Annotated in this window: 16 protein-coding genes; 9 read left to right on the top strand and 7 right to left on the bottom strand. The window is 44.1% G+C overall.

The features are described from left to right. The first annotated feature begins 20 nt into the window (after positions 1-20). The 3 genes from ACMXYX_RS14100 to ACMXYX_RS14090 are packed head-to-tail and all read left to right on the top strand — an operon-like array spanning position 21 to position 3,130. Positions 21-2,060 (top strand): ATP-binding protein, encoded by a 2,040-nt coding sequence (locus ACMXYX_RS14100; protein WP_415906138.1) that lies wholly within the window; start codon positions 21-23, stop codon positions 2,058-2,060. Further along, positions 2,053-2,442, top strand: coding sequence for a hypothetical protein (locus ACMXYX_RS14095; protein WP_415906137.1), 390 nt, complete (start codon positions 2,053-2,055; stop codon positions 2,440-2,442). Before ACMXYX_RS14100 ends, ACMXYX_RS14095 begins: the two co-directional genes overlap by 8 nt. A 1-nt stretch (position 2,443) precedes the next feature. After that, a complete protein-coding gene (locus ACMXYX_RS14090) occupies positions 2,444-3,130 on the top strand; it encodes a hypothetical protein (protein WP_415906136.1) in 687 nt (228 codons plus the stop codon). A 241-nt stretch (positions 3,131-3,371) separates the two neighbouring features. Here ACMXYX_RS14090 and ACMXYX_RS14085 read toward each other — a convergent pair whose 3' ends face one another. Further along, positions 3,372-3,776 (bottom strand): type II toxin-antitoxin system HicB family antitoxin, encoded by a 405-nt coding sequence (locus ACMXYX_RS14085; protein ID WP_415882276.1) that lies wholly within the window; start codon positions 3,774-3,776, stop codon positions 3,372-3,374. Positions 3,777-4,264: 488 nt separating this feature from the next. Between ACMXYX_RS14085 and ACMXYX_RS14080 the strand changes: the two genes are divergently transcribed. After that, positions 4,265-4,999 carry a hypothetical protein gene (locus ACMXYX_RS14080; protein WP_415906135.1) on the top strand — a complete coding sequence of 245 codons (735 nt, stop codon included), beginning with the start codon at positions 4,265-4,267 and terminating at the stop codon, positions 4,997-4,999. A 135-nt stretch (positions 5,000-5,134) separates the two neighbouring features. Here the strand turns inward: ACMXYX_RS14080 and ACMXYX_RS14075 are convergent, their stop codons facing one another. After that, entirely contained in the window at positions 5,135-5,437 is a 303-nt protein-coding gene (locus ACMXYX_RS14075) for a c-type cytochrome (protein ID WP_415906134.1), read from the bottom strand. A gap of 284 nt (positions 5,438-5,721) precedes the next feature. Beyond that, on the bottom strand, positions 5,722-8,577 hold the full coding sequence (locus ACMXYX_RS14070) for a valine--tRNA ligase (protein WP_415906133.1): 2,856 nt from the start codon (positions 8,575-8,577) through the stop codon (positions 5,722-5,724). A gap of 185 nt (positions 8,578-8,762) precedes the next feature. Between ACMXYX_RS14070 and ACMXYX_RS14065 the strand changes: the two genes are divergently transcribed. Together ACMXYX_RS14065 and ACMXYX_RS14060 are read left to right on the top strand one after the other, a co-directional pair. Then, positions 8,763-8,981 (top strand): hypothetical protein, encoded by a 219-nt coding sequence (locus ACMXYX_RS14065; RefSeq protein ID WP_415906132.1) that lies wholly within the window; start codon positions 8,763-8,765, stop codon positions 8,979-8,981. A 148-nt stretch (positions 8,982-9,129) separates the two neighbouring features. Continuing rightward, complete coding sequence (locus ACMXYX_RS14060; RefSeq protein WP_415882270.1) at positions 9,130-10,236, top strand: hypothetical protein; 1,107 nt, start codon at positions 9,130-9,132, stop codon at positions 10,234-10,236. A gap of 359 nt (positions 10,237-10,595) precedes the next feature. Here ACMXYX_RS14060 and ACMXYX_RS14055 read toward each other — a convergent pair whose 3' ends face one another. Both ACMXYX_RS14055 and ACMXYX_RS14050 read right to left on the bottom strand, forming a co-directional pair. After that, positions 10,596-11,036: a DNA polymerase III subunit chi gene (locus ACMXYX_RS14055; RefSeq protein WP_415882269.1), complete on the bottom strand. Its 441-nt coding sequence runs from the start codon at positions 11,034-11,036 to the stop codon at positions 10,596-10,598. Between the two features lie 19 nt (positions 11,037-11,055). Further along, the gene (locus tag ACMXYX_RS14050) at positions 11,056-12,552 is read right to left on the bottom strand and encodes a leucyl aminopeptidase (protein WP_415882268.1); all 1,497 of its coding nucleotides are present in this window, start codon (positions 12,550-12,552) and stop codon (positions 11,056-11,058) included. A gap of 172 nt (positions 12,553-12,724) precedes the next feature. Here ACMXYX_RS14050 and lptF point away from each other — a divergent pair, with 172 nt between their 5' ends. From lptF to ACMXYX_RS14035, 3 genes are all read left to right on the top strand, one after another. Beyond that, positions 12,725-13,846, top strand: a complete 1,122-nt coding sequence (lptF, locus tag ACMXYX_RS14045; protein WP_415906131.1) for an LPS export ABC transporter permease LptF — start codon at positions 12,725-12,727, stop codon at positions 13,844-13,846. Next, positions 13,843-14,931, top strand: coding sequence for an LPS export ABC transporter permease LptG (lptG, locus tag ACMXYX_RS14040; protein WP_415882266.1), 1,089 nt, complete (start codon positions 13,843-13,845; stop codon positions 14,929-14,931). The genes lptF and lptG overlap by 4 nt, the downstream gene beginning before the upstream one ends. 110 nt (positions 14,932-15,041) lie before the next feature. Beyond that, positions 15,042-15,377: a four helix bundle protein gene (locus ACMXYX_RS14035; RefSeq protein WP_415882265.1), complete on the top strand. Its 336-nt coding sequence runs from the start codon at positions 15,042-15,044 to the stop codon at positions 15,375-15,377. A gap of 115 nt (positions 15,378-15,492) precedes the next feature. Here ACMXYX_RS14035 and ACMXYX_RS14030 read toward each other — a convergent pair whose 3' ends face one another. Beyond that, complete coding sequence (locus tag ACMXYX_RS14030; protein WP_415896885.1) at positions 15,493-15,960, bottom strand: RDD family protein; 468 nt, start codon at positions 15,958-15,960, stop codon at positions 15,493-15,495. Positions 15,961-16,147: 187 nt separating this feature from the next. Continuing rightward, positions 16,148-16,945, bottom strand: coding sequence for a tetratricopeptide repeat protein (locus ACMXYX_RS14025; RefSeq protein ID WP_415896884.1), 798 nt, complete (start codon positions 16,943-16,945; stop codon positions 16,148-16,150). Positions 16,946-17,123 lie beyond the last annotated feature (178 nt).

Genomic DNA, 17,123 nt, shown 5'->3' with positions numbered 1-17,123 from the left:
ATTAATATAGGTGAATAATTTTGGATGTTTTGGTCTTTTACAAGGTCGGTGGTTATCTTCTACTAATTAATTCTTATCTTGAAGAAGAAAGTGTTTTTGTAGAAGGGACTGTTTTTGATGAATTGATAGATATGAAGAAATATTCTTCTAGATCATTGTTGGAAAAGTTTGGATTAGATGAATTTAAAGAAAAAGGAGAATATATATTTGTTGAAACAGACGATTTTGTTTTTTTTCAAAAAAGTAATTTTATGATCAGGCTAATGCTCTTTGTTGATAAGAAAGAGGCGGTTAATTTCATAATGACAAACTCTGAGGCATTGATATATAAATTCAAGCACAAGAGGAAAGATGATCTTATAAATAGTGTGTCCAAGCCTGATATAAGTTTAAATGAGTATGTTGGAAGTTTATGTGAATATGTTTTTTGTGAGCACTTTTCAATATGGACTTTCAATGAAGAAACATCTGTTTTTACATGTGAAGTAAGCTCATTTGATTGTGAAGATGATCATGTTAAAGCAGATGATGATTGTGCGTTCGTTAAGATGATAGATAGTGAAAACTTCTTTCAGTCTAAAGAAATTATAAATGGTATGTTCAATTCTAATTCATTAAAAAATTTGGAAATGAACTGGGTTAATAGGGTTAAACTTGATGTCGGTGGTGATGGCGGTATAAAAGCTATTGCTTCCTTTTATACGCGAAAGAAAAACTTTTGTATAAATGATGAAAATGCTAGAAAAGTAAAGTCCTTTTTAGAAAGTAAGTATATAGAGAATGTTCAAGTAGCTGAAGAGCAATTTGAAGTTATATCCGATAAAGTAAGCCTTAATGTACAAAAGGAAACTTTAGATGACTATTTTATAAAATTTATCACTGCTGTGTGTGAAGATCTTAAATATGAAGCTGGATCAATATTTCTTCTTGGTGAAGAAGGTTTTTTAAATTTGAGAGCTACATTTGATAGAGATGGGTGTCGAGTTTGTAATGGCGATACCTTTTATAAGAAAGATAAAGAATCAATGACCTCTAAAGTTTTTAATACTGGGGAGGTGTGGTGTGCATATGATTTAAATGGATTTTATAATTCACATACTTATGATGAGCCGACAGAGAATACAGCAAAAAATTGGATAGGGTGTCCAATTATTATTGATGGTGAGACAATTGGTGTACTAAGGGTTAAAAATAAATATGTCTATAGTGGAGAAAGAAAACTGATTCGCCCGCCTAGGCCACTGCATTTTGAAAATTTGCTTAGGCTTGTTGAGGTTTTATCTCTTTCTATCGATATTTATAGAAAATACGAAGACCTTAACGGTGATCTAGAAGAGCAGAATAACTTTAATAGGGTTCTGTTGCACGAAATTAGAACTCCTATTTCAAAGTTTAATATGGGGCCTGAGATAATTAAAAAGGGTCTGATGAGAGAAAGTATTCCAGATGAAAGAAAAAATAAGTATTTAAGACAGTTGGACGATATTAAAGTATTAGGAGGTCGTCTTAAGCATATCACCGATTCTTATAATTTTGAGGCTTTGCTTAAGGTCAAAGTAGAAAAGAGGATCCCTCTTTTATCTGGGGTTGTTTACCCGATAGTTAATATTACAAGGCCTTATTTGGAAAAACAGCATGAGTGTATTCTTGATGTGAATCTTGGTTCTTTTCATTCTTGGTTGGTTAAAGGGGACAAGAATTTATACACAATGGCTTTGAATGCTTTAGTTGATAATGCGGCAAAATATTACTATAAAGATAAAAGAATTAAAGTTTATTGCGAATATAATTACGGTGAGGAATTTCTTTATATATATGTGGAAAATAGAGGGTTCTTAATTGATGATGATGAAAGAGATCTTGTTTTTGGGAATAGTTATCGAGGTCGTACTGTATCTAAAGAAAAGATTCATGGTACAGGTATTGGGTTGTATTTAGCTAAAAAGATTATGGTTGATTCCGGTGGGGACTTGTATATTGTCCCTAAGTCGGATCCTAATAAAATTGTTTTTTGTATGAAAGTTCCTGTTTCAGATAATCTGGTGGATAATCATGAATAAAGTTTTGATACTCGACGATGATAAGTTTTTTGCAGAAGATCTGAGCATGTTGCTGGATCTTGAAGGAATAAAATCGATAGTTATTAATAGTGCTGATCAGATGTATGAGATGGTTCAAACGTTACATGATTGTGATGCCGTTTTTTTGGATATTATGCTTAGGTCAGGTTCCCATTATTCTGTGCAGGCTTGCGAGGAAACAGGGGAGGTTATATATAAGCAGCTTAGATCTTTATATCCGGATAAAATCATTGTAGTAACCAGCGCAAAGAATATTGGGGAGATAGATATATTAGTTGATGAGGTGAAAACTTTTTTTATTGGAAAACCTTTGGATGGTAATATATCAGATATTTTGTCTATCGTTACACAGTGTGGCTAATATGAATAGGTATAATGTTTTTTGTTTTTTATTTTTTTATTTTTTTTCATTTAATATCTATTCGCAAGGGGGGCAGGGCGGTCAAGTAAAAACTTATGCTTCGTTAAGTGAAAGTGAATTTGTTACATTAATACATGAAAGCTCTGTTCGTGATAATAAAAAATTTGATGATTTGGAAAGTAAAAATGAGGATTTGATTTTAAAACACAAAGAGCTTGAGGTGGAGCTTAAATCCTTTGGCTCAAAAGTTCAAAATATGTCGGATAACATCTGGAATATATTCTCAGCTCTCTTGGCTATTGTTCTTTCTTCAGTTGCGGCGGCTTCAATATTTGTTTTTAGAGAAAATTCTATTAAGAAAAAAGAAATAGAAATTCAAGAGAAAGAGCTCTTGGATAAGAAAAAGCAAATTGATACTTTAATAGCAGAATCAATTTTTATGATGAATAGAAAAGTAGAATCGGAAATAAGTGTATTTAAGTTAAAACTATCTGTTCATGAAGTTATTCAAACAAATGATATATCTAAAGGAATTGAAAGTATTTATGCTTTGGTTCGACTGTTAGAGAGAGCCCCTAGCCTTTCTCACCTTCCTTTATTGAATAAACTATTAGAGTTTAGAACTGATTTAGGGGATGAGCTAAGCGATAAAATCGATCAATTAATCTTATCTATACGTTCAAATTAACTGTGGAGCTTGGGGTCATCTATTAGTCGTTTCCGGTCAAGGGTACGAGTGATCTCCTGACGTTTTTTAAACAAATTAAAGCGAGTAAAGGGGTCAAAGCCCTTTAATCCATGTAATTAAAAACCAGACAACTCTTTGTCTGGTTTTTTGTTTTTAAAGCTTTTTCTAACTACTCTAGCGGCGAAGCCGCGCCCTAAGCGCGAAGCGTTCTCCAAGCGTAGCAGTCTGGGAGTATAGCGACCTACTCTATCCCCAACTCCCGCATCGCTGCCTTGGCTAAAAAGTTAGATCGATTTCCATACAAGCTCTTCTCCGCCACGGCTTGGTCAATCTTGTTGATAAGTCGGCCGGGGAGGGTGACGTTAATCTTTTGAGCTTTGCCTAAATAGGGTGTGATATCCACATCTGCTAACGCCCAGATACCATCTTGATAGTCAGCTTGGTCTTTATAGGCTTCTAAGCTGCTGCCAGCAGGAATTTCTTCGCCATCTTCGGCTAAGGTTTCTAGATGGCCTTCTATAGCGTCTTTCGCCATATAAAGCGCATCTTCGTAAGTTGAGCCTGCGCTAAAACAGCCAGGGAGATCAGGAATGATTACGCCATAATCACTTTCTGGCTCTTTTTCGATAAAAATTGGATACAGCATCAGGAATCTCTGCCTTTGAAGGTTTTGAGGTTTTTCTAACTACTCTAGCGGCGTAGCCGCGTCCTAGCGCGAAGCGTTCTAGAAGCGCAGCGGTCTAAGATACCAACCATCAGCTTCCAGCTGCTTTATTAATTCTCGGCTATCCATGCTAAATCCTAATTCATAACTCCGGGGTTATATTTTGAGTTTAGCTTACAAAAAAACTCATCACAATATTTGTGACTTTTATCTCTTCTTGTAGCTGTAAAATTATAGAAAGGAGGGGCTAACTGCATTATGGATTCCAGCCTTCGCTGGAATGACGGAGGTAAAAGCCTAGTTAGGCTTCTGATCTTCTCGTTTTTAGTCTTTTTCTAACCACTCTAGCGGCGAAGCCGCGTCCTAAGCGCGAAGCGTTCTACAAGCGCAGCGATCTAATCAAAAAGCGAGCCCCTTATTTCATTGCTAGACTACATACAGCTTTTTGTAGATCTATTGATGGAGCCCTAGTGAAGATTAGAATCCTCTTTCTATCTATGTTCCTGCTACTGAATGTAAATAACCCTGCATGGGCGGATGATCATTCAGAAGTGACGCTTATCTCTACTGAATTGATGTCGGGCCTGTTGGAAAAAACAGAGGTGGGAGTCGAAGGGATCTATCCCGATTTCTTTGCACAAGCTGCAGATAACGCAGGAGTGGTATTAAAGTACCGTATCGTTCCTTGGTCCAGAGCGGTTTTAGAAACTGAAAAGTCTAAGGAATACCTTCTATTCCCACTCACTCGAACGACTGAACGAGAAGAGCGCTTTAGTTGGTTAGCGAAACTGTGGGAAGTGCCAATCTGCTTTCTGAGTGTGACTCAGCCAATTAATTCTTTTGAGGAGGCCAGGAGGTTAGAAGGGATTATGGTTTGGCGCGGCTCTTCTCATCAGCAAAAACTGGTAGAGCTAGGTTTTGGCAACTTGATAGCTTTTGATGATCCCCGTTTGGTTAAGCGTGTTGTGAAAAAAAGAAAAAATGTAGCTTGGTATAGCCCCTGTAATGAAGCGCTATCCCTCTTTGGTTCGTTTAACGCTGAGCATGCGATCATTATCGGTAAGGTGGTGGATAATGAGGAGGTTTGGCTGGCCGGAGGGCATAACTACCTCCCTTCTGATGAAAGGCAGCGTTTCTTAAATGCTGTGTCTGAGTTAGCACCTGAAGGCACGCTTAGACGAAGAATTTTGATTGAAGGGAGATAGGGAGAGTAATCTTTTAGATCTCCACTATTTTCATCTATTCACTTCAAAGATATATCCATTTTTTAAAAAGCCCGAGCAATGCTCAGGCTTTAGGTAATCGCGTTGTCTTGACGCTCTTTGGCTGTTTCGGCGTCGTTACTTCAGGCTGCTGTAGTATGCAGACAAGTTGTCGATGTCAGCGTCTGAAAGCGTTGATGACATAGGTGCCATAACCAGATCTTTACGTGCACCGCTTTTAAAGTCACGTAGTTGCTTGGCAAGATAAGCAGTTTTTTGCCCTGCCAGATTCGGATACATAGGAAGCTTGCTGATACCTTTTTCTCCGTGACAAGCAGCACAGATCACCGCTTTAGTTTTACCGGCAGCGATATCACCAGCCATTACCGAACCCGACAGGCTTAGTACTGCGATACCCGCGATTGCGAAAATCTTTTTCATTGTGGTGCCTCACTTTATAGTTATTTTATTAACTGATGATCAAACGCTAGATGCAGCGTAAAAGAAATGTATAAAAAAGCCCAGACCTAAGTCCGGGCTTTCTGTTTAAGCTTTTTCTAGCAACTGAAAACCTTGGATTCCAGCCTTCGCTGGAATGACAAAATAAAAAAGCCCAAACAGAATTACCTGCTTGGGCTTTTTTGTCTTTAGCGCTTTTTCTAGCAACTCTAGCGGCGCAGCCGCGTCCTAAGCGCGAAGCGTGCTAGAAGAGTAGCGATCTGTGCTTAAAGCGCTTCGATCTTACCGTATTGCTCTTTCAGTTTATCGAATGCTGCTTGAGAGCCTGCAAGCTTCTCACGCTCTTTCGCGATAACTGCTTCTGGAGCATTGGATACGAACTTCTCGTTACCTAGCTTACCTTCAACCCGGCTGATCTCTTTCTGTAGCTTGTCTAACTCTTTCTGTAGACGAGCAAGCTCAGCGTCTTTGTTGATTAGGCCAGCCATTGGTACCAATACTTCCATATCGCCTACTAGCTGAGTGGCAGACATTGGTGCTTCGTCACCGGCATTTAGCCATGTGATGCTGCTTAGGGACGCTAGTTTAGATAGGAAGGTACGGTTTGCTTCCAGACGTTGTTGGTCTAGCTCGCCGCCGTTCTGGAACAGTACGTCCAGCTCTTTAGCAGGGGAGATGCCCATTTCACCACGGATGTTACGTACACCAGTGATAACGCCTTGTAGCCATTCTATCTCTGCTTCGGCATCTTTATCGATCTTGTCAGAGCTTGGTACAGGGTAAGCCTGAGTCATGATAGTGTCGCCTTCAACACCCGCTAGACCTTTAACCTGCTGCCAGATCTCTTCTGTGATGTAAGGCATGATTGGGTGAGCAAGACGTAGGATTGTTTCCAATACGCGAACTAGGGTGCGGCGAGTGCCACGCTTAGCAGCTTCGGAAGCATCTTCGTCCCATAGTACTGGCTTGGAAAGCTCTAGGTACCATGCACAGTAGTCGTTCCAGATGAAGTCGTATAGTGACTTAGACGCCATATCGAAACGGTATTCGTCGAAGTGTTTAACTACTTCTGCTTCTACCGCTTGTAGGCGGCTTGCGATCCAGCGATCTGCCAACGACAGTTCGATATCACCGCCGTTTTGACCACAGTCTTCGCCTTCAGTGTTCATTTGCACGTAACGTGCAGCGTTCCAGATCTTGTTACAGAAGTTACGGTAACCTTCTAGACGCTTCATATCCCAGTTGATGTCACGGCCAGTCGAAGCTAGTGCCGCAAGGGTGAAGCGAAGTGCGTCAGTACCGTGTGCCTGAATGCCTTCTGGGAACTCTTTCTTAGTACGTTTGCCGATCTTCTCAGCTAGTTGTGGCTGCATCATGTTGCCGCAACGCTTTTCTAGCAGTGTATCTAGCTCGATGCCGTCGATCATGTCCAGTGGGTCTAGTACGTTACCTTTAGACTTGGACATCTTGTCGCCGTTTTCGTCACGGATAAGGCCGGTAACGTAAACAGTTTTGAATGGTACTTGTGGGTTGCCGTCTTCATCTTTCATGAAGTGCATGGTCATCATGATCATGCGTGCCACCCAGAAGAAGATGATGTCGAAACCTGTTACTAGCACATCAGTCGGGTGGAACGTTTGTAGGCGCTGAGTATTTTCAGGCCAGCCTAGCGTTCCGAATGTCCATAGTGCCGAGCTGAACCATGTATCAAGAACGTCATCGTCCTGACGTAGTTCAACTTCTGGATCTAGACCGTATTTTTCGCGCGCAGCTTCTTTGTCGTTCGCTACGTATACGTTGCCTTCGTTATCGTAGAAGGCTGGAATACGGTGGCCCCACCAAAGCTGACGAGAGATACACCAGTCTTGAATGTCGCGCATCCAAGCGTTGTACATGTTCTCGTACTGCTGTGGTACAAATTTGATATCGCCTTTTTCTACTGCTTCAACTGCTGGTTTTGCTAGCGTCTTCGCATCAGCAAACCACTGGTCAGTTAGCATTGGCTCGATAACTACGCCACCACGGTCGCCGTAAGGAACCGTCATGTCGTTTTCTTCGATCTTAACTAGCAAGCCTGCTGCTTCGAAATCAGCAACGATTTCACGACGCGCTGCAAAGCGCTCCATACCACGGTATTTCTCCGGGATGTTAGTGTCGATATCGTTGTTTGGCGTACCGTCAGTGTTAAAGCCTTCACCTTCTTCGCGAATATCTGCGTTGTAGGTTAGGACGTTGATCATCGGTAGGTTGCAACGCTTACCCACTTCGTTATCGTTGAAGTCGTGTGCAGGTGTGATTTTTACGCAACCTGTGCCTTTTTCCATGTCAGCGTGTTCGTCGCCAACAATTGGAATGCGACGGCCAACAAGCGGTAGAACGATCTCTTTACCGATTAGATCTTTGTAGCGCTCATCTTCAGGGTTAACCGCAACACCAGTATCACCTAGCATTGTTTCTGGACGAGTCGTACCTACAACGATGTGGTCTTCGCCAGCCGCAGTTTTTACGCCATCAGCTAGTGGGTAACGTAGGTACCACATCTTGCCTTTGACTTCTTTGTTCTCAACTTCTAGATCAGAGATCGCAGTGTGAAGTTTAGGGTCCCAGTTTACTAGGCGCTTGCCGCGGTAAACCAAGCCTTCGTCGTATAGACGGATAAATACTTCTTGAACTGCGTGGTAGAAGCCAGAGTCCATTGTGAAGCGCTCGTTCGCCCAATCTACAGAGTTACCTAGGCGACGCATCTGGCGAGTAATGGTACCGCCGGACTCTTCTTTCCATTCCCAGATCTTTTCGATAAAGGCATCACGACCTAGATCGTGACGAGACTTTTGCTCTTCAGCCGCAAGCTTACGCTCAACAACCATCTGCGTAGCGATACCCGCGTGGTCTGTACCTACCTGCCACAGCGTGTTTTTACCCTGCATACGCTTATAACGAGTTAGAGCATCCATGATGGTGTGCTGGAAAGCGTGACCCATGTGCAGGCTACCGGTGACGTTCGGTGGCGGAATCATGATGCAGTAAGAGTCACCTTCGCCTTGAGGTGCGAAGTAGTTGTTGTCTTCCCAGGTTTTGTACCAGGATTTCTCGATTTCGTGCGGCTGGTAAGTCGTATCCATTGCGCTCTGAGTCTTCTGAAAATCTGTCGAATTAGGCTGCCCGAGAGTTGCCGTGGGCAGCACGCATAAAGTCCAACATTATACAGGATATTAGTGAGCAGTAGCTAGGGCGAGGAAGACGATAGGGCGCGACTTTGCTAATAGCTTAAGAAAGAAGGACGGCTGCGCCTAGAGGACGCCATTTCATGGCTAGAGGACGTGGCTACGCCACTAGAGGACGCTGCTACGCAGCTAGAGGAACAGAAGGACGGCTGCGCTTAGAGGACGCTGCTACTCAGCTAGAGAAAAAGAAGGACGACTTAAGCCTAGAGGACGCCATTTCATGGCTAGAGGATGTGGCTACGCCACTAGAGGACACCGCTACGCAGTTAGAGAAAAAACGCAAAAAACGAGCTGTATGTTAAAAGTGCATTGAGGGTTATGTTTTTCTCTAGGCGAAGCCGTCCTCTAGCGCTAGCGTCCTAAGCGCGAAGCGTTCTCTAGCAGCTTTGCTGCGTCCTGTATTGATACTTCTATACTTATAAGTATCAAAGTTAGTGCGGAGGTACGAACATGAAACAATGTTATGCCACACGCGGTTTTTTACCTTGTCAGGATCCGGCGACTGAATTGGTTCTGGGGGAGCCTTATGCGGTACTGGATACGGTAGGTAATTCGTTACCGAGTTTGTTATTAGAAAAGGATGCTCGAAACTATCTGCGTCGAGTGTTTGTTCCCGATTGGCCCTATATCAATATCCCTGATGATCTCTGGCCGCAAGCGTGCCTTTATTATGTCAGGTTGGGTTTTATCGCGTCGGGTTATATCAATCAAATAGGGCAACCAAGTTGTCACTCTTTACCTGCTAACTTAGCCCGCCCCTTATGCAAAATTGCTGACCTGATGCAGCGTCCGCCAATCTTGAGTTACGACGGTTACGCGCTGTTTAATTGGCGACGTTTTGATATTCGTAAATCCGTTCAGCTTGGCAATATCGATACGATTCAGAACTTTGTTCATCTCTACGATGAGCATTGGTTTATCTTGGTCCATATCGAAATAGAGGCTTTGGCAGCTGATATTTTGGATGCGGTTTTAAGTCTACAAGGCGAGGTTCAACCCAGAGACGTTGATGCAGCACTCGATAAGATTGCCATGGCGATGACCTCGATTATTCAGGTGTTGCAACGGATACCTGAACGTATGTCGGATGAGCTGTATTTCTCTAAATTCCGCCCCTACATCGGCCAGTTCCAAGAGGTGGTGTATGAAGGTGTGAATATAGATCCGATCAGCTATCGAGGTGAAACCGGCGCACAAAGCTCCATCATGCCGTTACTCACAGAGTTTATGAAAATCCCTCACCAAGATAATCGCTTAACCCGACATTTGTACGATATGCGTCAGTACATGCCTGTCGATCATCGAGTTATGTTGGAACAAGTACGTGCCATGCCTGATGTTAAAACCCTGGCAAACTCCGATAAGTTTGATGCTGTGTTAGAACTGATGGCCTGCTTCCGCGAAGTGCATTATCACTGGGCGATTAAATACATCGCACGCCGCTGTAATGATCAACAAGGCACAGGTGGTACGCCGTATATGCGCTGGCTTAAGTTCCTGATTGAAGAAACACGCGGACATAAAAAGTCTGGAGGGAAAGGGACGGTTGTGGCTTGAAGGGCAGGACGCAGCAAAGCTGCTAGAGGACGGCTTCGCCTATAGGAAAAGAAGGACGCTTACGCTAGAGAGCGGCTTCGCCTTTTAGGACGCCATTTCATGGCTAGAGGACGTGGCTTCGCCACTAGAGGAAAAGAAGGGCGCTGCTACGCAGCTAGAGAAAAAGATTAAAAAAATTATAAGTATTGTGAAGATTCGAAATGATTCGAGGGTATGGTCATTGAGGATCGTATTACTTAGAAATATTAAAAACTAATCCCTTAATTCCTATAGAGGTTTTTTCTCTAGCAACGAAGTTGCGTCCTCTAGCAGCTTTGCTGCGTCCTACAAGCGAAGCGACCTCTAGGCGAAGCCGTCCTCTACGCCTTCGGCTTAGGGCGCATATCATGCATATCAATCTGGATGCCATTAGATTGATATAGCTTGTAGTTCTTGCGGGTGGAGGTAAGGACGTCTTCTGTTTGTACGACGACTTCTAAGATTCGGTCGAATCCGAGTGCGTCTTCTGGAATATCTAAGTTCAGATTAACGAACACGTCTTTATGTTGCGGGCGTTGTTGATCCCAGCCGATTTGTACGCCGGCCTGGAGGTCTTCGCCTACCAGTTGGTGTGGGATAAACGCTTCGGGGCGGTATTCCCAGAGAAGCTGATCAATATGTTTGGCTTCACTTTCGTTTGCGGTTTGAATGTAAAGTTCGTGCCCTAGCGCACGGATCTTTTCGACTAAACGGCAAAGGAAGCGACCACGGGCATCCGGGTCGCTAGAAGGTAGTACATAGAAATCAGCTTTACTGGTCATCGGTTGCTAAGCCTGAGGCTTATTCCTCGTCTGCTGATTGGTTTAGCAGGTACTGAGTTAGTAGTGGTACACAGCGGCCTGTAGCGCCTTTGTTTTTACCACCGCTATGCCAAGCAACACCAGCGATATCCAAGTGAGCCCAACGGTACTCTTTAGTGAATCGAGATAGGAAACACGCTGCTGTGATTGTGCCGCCTGGGCGACCACCGATGTTAGCGATATCGGCAAAGTTAGAGTCTAGCTGCTCTTGGAACTCATCCCATAGCGGTAGTTGCCAAGCTTTATCCGCAGCTTGGTTACCTGCTTGCATTAGCTCTTGAGCAAGATCGTCATTGTTAGACAGTACGCCTGTCGCGTGGTGACCCAGTGCTATGATGCACGCGCCAGTAAGGGTTGCGATATCTACAACTGATGCTGGCTCAAATTTGCCTGCGTAAGTAAGCGCGTCGCAAAGAACCAAACGGCCTTCAGCGTCAGTGTTTAGGATCTCAACAGTTTGGCCAGACATAGTCGTTACGATGTCGCCAGGCTTAGTTGCATGGCCACTTGGCATGTTTTCAGCTGCAGCAACGATACCAACAACGTTGATCGGTAGCTCCATCTCACATAGCGCAGTCATTGCACCGAATACGCTAGCCGCACCACACATGTCGTACTTCATCTCGTCCATGCCAGCGCCTGGCTTCAATGAGATGCCGCCGGTATCAAACGTAATACCTTTACCTACAAGTACGTGTGGCTTATCGCCTTCTTCGCCGCCTTTGTATTCCATAACAATCAGTTTGGAAGGCTGCTCAGAACCATTGCCTACAGAAAGTAGGCAATGCATGCCCAGTTCAGCCATCTCGTCTTCATCAACGATGGTTGCTGTTAGGCTTTCAAATTCGTCGTCTAGTTCTAGTGCTTGCTCAGCTAGGTAAGTCGGCGTACAGATGTTGCCTGGTAGGTTGCCTAGGTCGCGAGCAATGCTCATGCCGTTGACGATCGCTGTACCGTCTAAAAGGGCTGTTTCTGCCACTTCTGCATCACCATCGTTAACAACTAGCGCAATTTGTTCCAGTTTTAGAGGGTCCGCTTTTTTGCTCTTAGTTTCGTCATAAACGTAAAGCTCAGCGCCTGCCCATTCAACAACATGACGAAGTTGACGGTATTGATCAGCGTCGTCGCTTAGCTTGCAATCTAGCGCAAATGTTACGCTGCTTACGCCAGTGCCTTTAACGATGCCCATAACCGCGGTTACGGCTTTACGTAGATTACGGTTGTTACGATCTTCTTCTTTACCGAAACCAACCAGCAATACGCGCTTAGCAGTTACGCCCGGTACTTTATGAAGTAGAAGTGTTTGTGCTGTTTTACCGCTGATATCACCTTGGTTGATGATTTCGCTGATGTATCCAGAGCTGGCGCTGTCGACTGCTTTCGCTGCAGGGGATAGGTTGCCATCAGCTTCAACTGCGATGACTAGACATTCTGTTTCTAGTGACTGAATCTCACCATTTACAATTTCAAAATCCATGTTAGCTCCAAACTCACGGCCAGCAGCCGTCTAAACAAGACATTAGGTGCGGATTAAAGGATAATGCCGATACTTTAAAACTCAGTACCTAGGCTTTGACAGATAAATTCCGCTGTAAAGGCCCATAATATAAACCATTTTTGTGTCGGTAACAGTTTCGTAGGGACATAGAGTGATCGTTTTTCGTTATTTATCTCGAGAAGTGCTTCTCAGCATGTTGGCGGTGAGTTCGGTTTTACTCGTTATCATCATGAGTGGACGTTTTGTTAGATACCTTTCCAAGGCGGCGGCCGGTGAATTAGATCCGAGTGTATTGTTTGCCATTATGGGGTATCGCTTACCGGGATTCCTGGAACTGATTCTTCCCTTAGGCTTATTTTTAGGCTTTTTGCTGGGTTATGGTCGACTCTATCTTGAGAGTGAGATGACGGTACTCGAAGCCTGCGGTATGAGCCAGAAACGATTAGTGGCTTATTCCATGGGGCCCGCTTTGCTGGTGGCTGTTGTTGTGGGCGTTTTATCTGTTTTTGTTTCTCCTTATGGCGCTTCTGAAACAAATAAAATCTTTGATGAGCAAGAAAGTCGCAGCGAGCTAGAAAGCCTTGTGCCGGGGCGCTTTCAGAAGAATCAGAACAGTGCGCGGGTGACCTATACCGATTCAGTAAATGAAAATGGTGAGCTCGGTTTGGTCTTTATGGCTGACCGCAATCAAAGCACTAAGCGTTTGCAGATTACCTTAGCTGAATCCGGAAGTATGTTGACTGATACTGAACGAGATCAGCGTTTCTTAGTGCTAGAAGATGGCTTCCGTTATGAAGGTGTTCCGGGCAAAGCGGATTACACTGAGCTTGGATTTAAGCGATACGGCTCAGAGGTTGAGCGTAAAAACCAAGAGATACGTTATGACAAAGTAGAGGCGCTTCCTACGTCTGTACTTTGGGATTCGGATGAACCTAAGCATCGCGCCCAACTGAACTGGCGTTTATCTCTACCTGTACTGGCGATCGTAGTTACCCTGTTGGCGGTGCCTTTAAGCCGTGTTAATCCGCGCCAAGGGCGTTTTGCACGTCTAGTTCCGTCGATCATTATCTATCTTCTATACCTCACGATTTTGAGCAATATGACCAGTAAAGTGAGTGACGATGAAGCTGCGCCGATTGCTATCTGGATGGTGCATTTTGTTTTTGCTTTGTTTGCGCTCAATATGATTGTTTTTGGCCGTTTCTGGAGTCGGGTCTTTAACCAAATTCCTATGCCGACTTTGCGTATGCCATGGAGTAAGAAAACGTCATGAAGCTATTAGATCTGTATATCGCTCGTCATGTCTTAGGTGGCTTCTTGGTGGTTCTGCTGGTGGTTGCAGGGCTAGATATGTTGTTTGCTCTAGTTGAGGAGCTTAAAAATGTTGAAGGTAGTTATACCTTCGCTGCTGCGGTTGAGTATTCTCTGCTAACCTTGCCGCGCCGTATTTATGAGTTTATTCCTCTCTCAAGCTTGATCGGCTGCTTGTTAGGTTTGGGTATCCTTGCATCGAGTTCTGAACTTACGGTTATGCGTGCAGCAGGTATCTCGACTTTAGGGATTATCTTGTCTGTTATGAAACCGGTATTGCTGATTATTGCGTTTGCATTAGGTCTTGGTGAATTTGTAGTTCCGCATACAGAGCAGCAGGCGCAGAGTCACCGCCAAGTAGCTCAAACGGGTAGCCGAGCGATTAATGATGCCAGTCGTGTTTGGCACCGAGATGAGCGTACATTCCTACATATCAATGCTGTAATTCCTGATGGCTCTGTTCGCGGCGTAAGTCGTTATGAGTTCAATGAAGATCTCACTCTTGCCCGCTCTAGTTTTGCCAAAGTAGGGCGTTACGAAGAGGGCAAGTGGGTACTTACGAATGTTCGTGAAACTCGTTTTCCATCGGCAGAAGATCGAGCGACACCAGCGACATCTTCTGTGACTACGGCCACTTTAGAATCCGAAGTTTGGGAAAGCGGTTTAACGCCTGAACTCTTAAAAGTTGTAATGGTTCAACCGACTAACCTATCGATGAGTGGCTTGCTATCTTACAGCGAATATCTCAATGAGCAGGGCCTAGCATCCTCCCAATACCGTGTGGCTTTCTGGAGCAAGCTCCTCTTACCGCTAGCTGTATTCGCTTTAGTATTGGTTGCTGTTTCTTTTATCTTTGGCCCATTGCGAAGCGTAACCCTCGGGCAGCGCTTGATCACCGGCATCATCGTAGGCCTCGCATTTAAACTCACTCAAGACATCCTTGGTCCTACCAGTGCCGTATTTGGATTCGCACCGTTTGTTGCGGTGATCATCCCAATTCTGATTTGTGCGGGGTTTGGTTTCTGGTTGCTTAATAGGGCTAAGTAGGACGCTGGCGCTAGAGGACGCCACTGCGTGGCTAGAGGACGGCTTCGCCTAGAGGACGCTGCTTTGCAGCTAGAGAAAAGGCTTAAAACATAAACAACATGGAGGTTGTTATGAGTTACGAGAATCTGGATGTATGGAAACGTTCCTGCCGATTAAGTACAGATCTATACTTAGTTCTTGCCAGTTGTAAGGACTATGGTTTCAAAGACCAAATTACGCGCAGTGGTCTGTCTATTCCCAGTAATATAGCCGAAGGGTATGAACGGAGCTCTGTTAAAGAAAAAAGGCAATTCCTTTACTATGCGAAAGGTTCTTCAGCAGAACTACGAACACAAATACTAATTGGGCAAAAAGTAGGCTTTATACCGAAGCAGAAAGCCCTAAGTTGGGCTGAAGAAATATTGGAGATTAGAAAAATACTCAATACTCTAATCAAGCAGTGTTGAAATCTTTTTCTCTAGGCGAAGCCGTCCTCTAGTCACGCAGTGACGTCCTAAAAGCGAAGCGCCCTCTAGCGTCAGCGTCCTTCTTTTACTCTAGCCACGAAGTGGCGTCCTGCCGTTATTCCAAAATCTTCGCATTCTTCGGTAGTTCTACCACATGTGTGCCTGACGCTAGGTCATGCCATGTCATCTTCTGTTTGTTGATAAACATCCACAGAAAGCCTACGCCGAAAGCGGATAGGGAGATGATGCCTACGATGTAACGTATTAGTGATTGAGTGAAGTTAAGGCGGTAGCCTTCTGAGGTTTGTACCCGCAAACGCCAAGCTAGCATGCCGAGGGTTTGACCGTTGCGCATCCAGAAGAAGGATAGGAATAGGTAAACAATGATAAATAGAGCGGACTGATACACAGCAAAGTAAGGGCTGGTATCCAGGGCTTCGCCGCCGTTGATGGTCATAAGTACACCAGTGGAGACCATTAATAAGGCTGCAACTAACATTAAGTCATAAACAAAAGCGCCTAAGCGTTTAAGTGGGCTGGCGATTTTGATATCGGCATAAGTTTCTTTAAAGGCTCGGCTCATTTTATTAATACACGTATAGGGTCGAGTTTAAGACTGGGCGTTACTTGCTGGTTTGCGAAAATTGCCCGCTAAAAGTTATCTATCTAGGCGTAGATTTTACATGGAAATGGTTGTGCTCTGCCACCGACTTGGTTTCAGGCAATAAAAAAGGCGATCATCTGATCGCCTTTTTAGAATATTGAGACGCTTATTCTGCAATGTACGTTTTACGGTACTCAGCAGCTAATGCTTTAGCTTCTTCAAGTTCGCTTGGGTTTAGCTTCATTACCAAACGTTTTTCAATAGCTTGTGCAGTTTTGTTACCCAATTCAGCAGCATTGTGCATCCAAGCGTAAGCTAGGATATTGGTATCCTGATCTTTCTGAGAGCCGTGATTGTTGGAGTAAAGCGTACCCAAGAAGAACATCGCGTCAGTGTGACCTTGGTTAGCCGCTTTACGGTACCAGCGTTCTGCTTCTTCAAAGTTTTGTTCAACGCCTGTGCCGAAGTTATAGCAGCGGCCGATGTTGTGCTGTGCAGCGACATAGCCTTGATCAGCGGATTTTAGGTACCATTCGATTGCCATATCAGCGTTACGTGACATGCCGTAACCGAACTCTGCCATTTCACCCAAACGGTTTTGTGCTTGAGCATCACCAGATTCAGCGGCAGGTTGAACGGTTTTTAGTTCAACTTTGTATTCTTTGTCTTTCAGAGCACGCAGGCTGTTTACGTTAGCCATATGGCCTTGAGACGCACCGCGCTTGTAGTAACGGCGTGCTTTAGCTTCGTCTACCTCAACGCCCCAGCCATTCTCATACATCTGGCCAAGCATGTTGAGTGCATCTGGATCGCCTTCTTTTGCCAGTGGCTTCAGCTCTTCAAGGGCTGTTGCGTAGTCTTGCTTGTCAAAGGCTAAAGAACCTTTGCCTAGATCGGCTGCCATTAGGTTTGTTGTACCAATGCTCAGCATTAGACTTGTAGCTAAAAGAATCTGTTTCTTCATCGAGTGTTGCCCGCATAAATTAGTTTGGGTTCGAGAGAGGTCGACGATTATACCTATATTGGAAAAAATTTGTTTGCTCCAAGTCGTATTTCCTCACCTGCACTTCATAAATGACCGTAGTCTCAGTATAAAGTTTTATTAAGCGCTATCTAATGTTTTGTTTTTACTGAAAAAATAA

The sequence above is a fragment of the Neptuniibacter sp. QD72_48 genome (assembly GCF_047778065.1).
GTDB lineage: Bacteria > Pseudomonadota > Gammaproteobacteria > Pseudomonadales > Balneatricaceae > Neptuniibacter.
The sequence above is the reverse complement of the archived record's forward strand: the minus strand, read 5'-3'. Positions and strand labels throughout refer to the sequence as shown.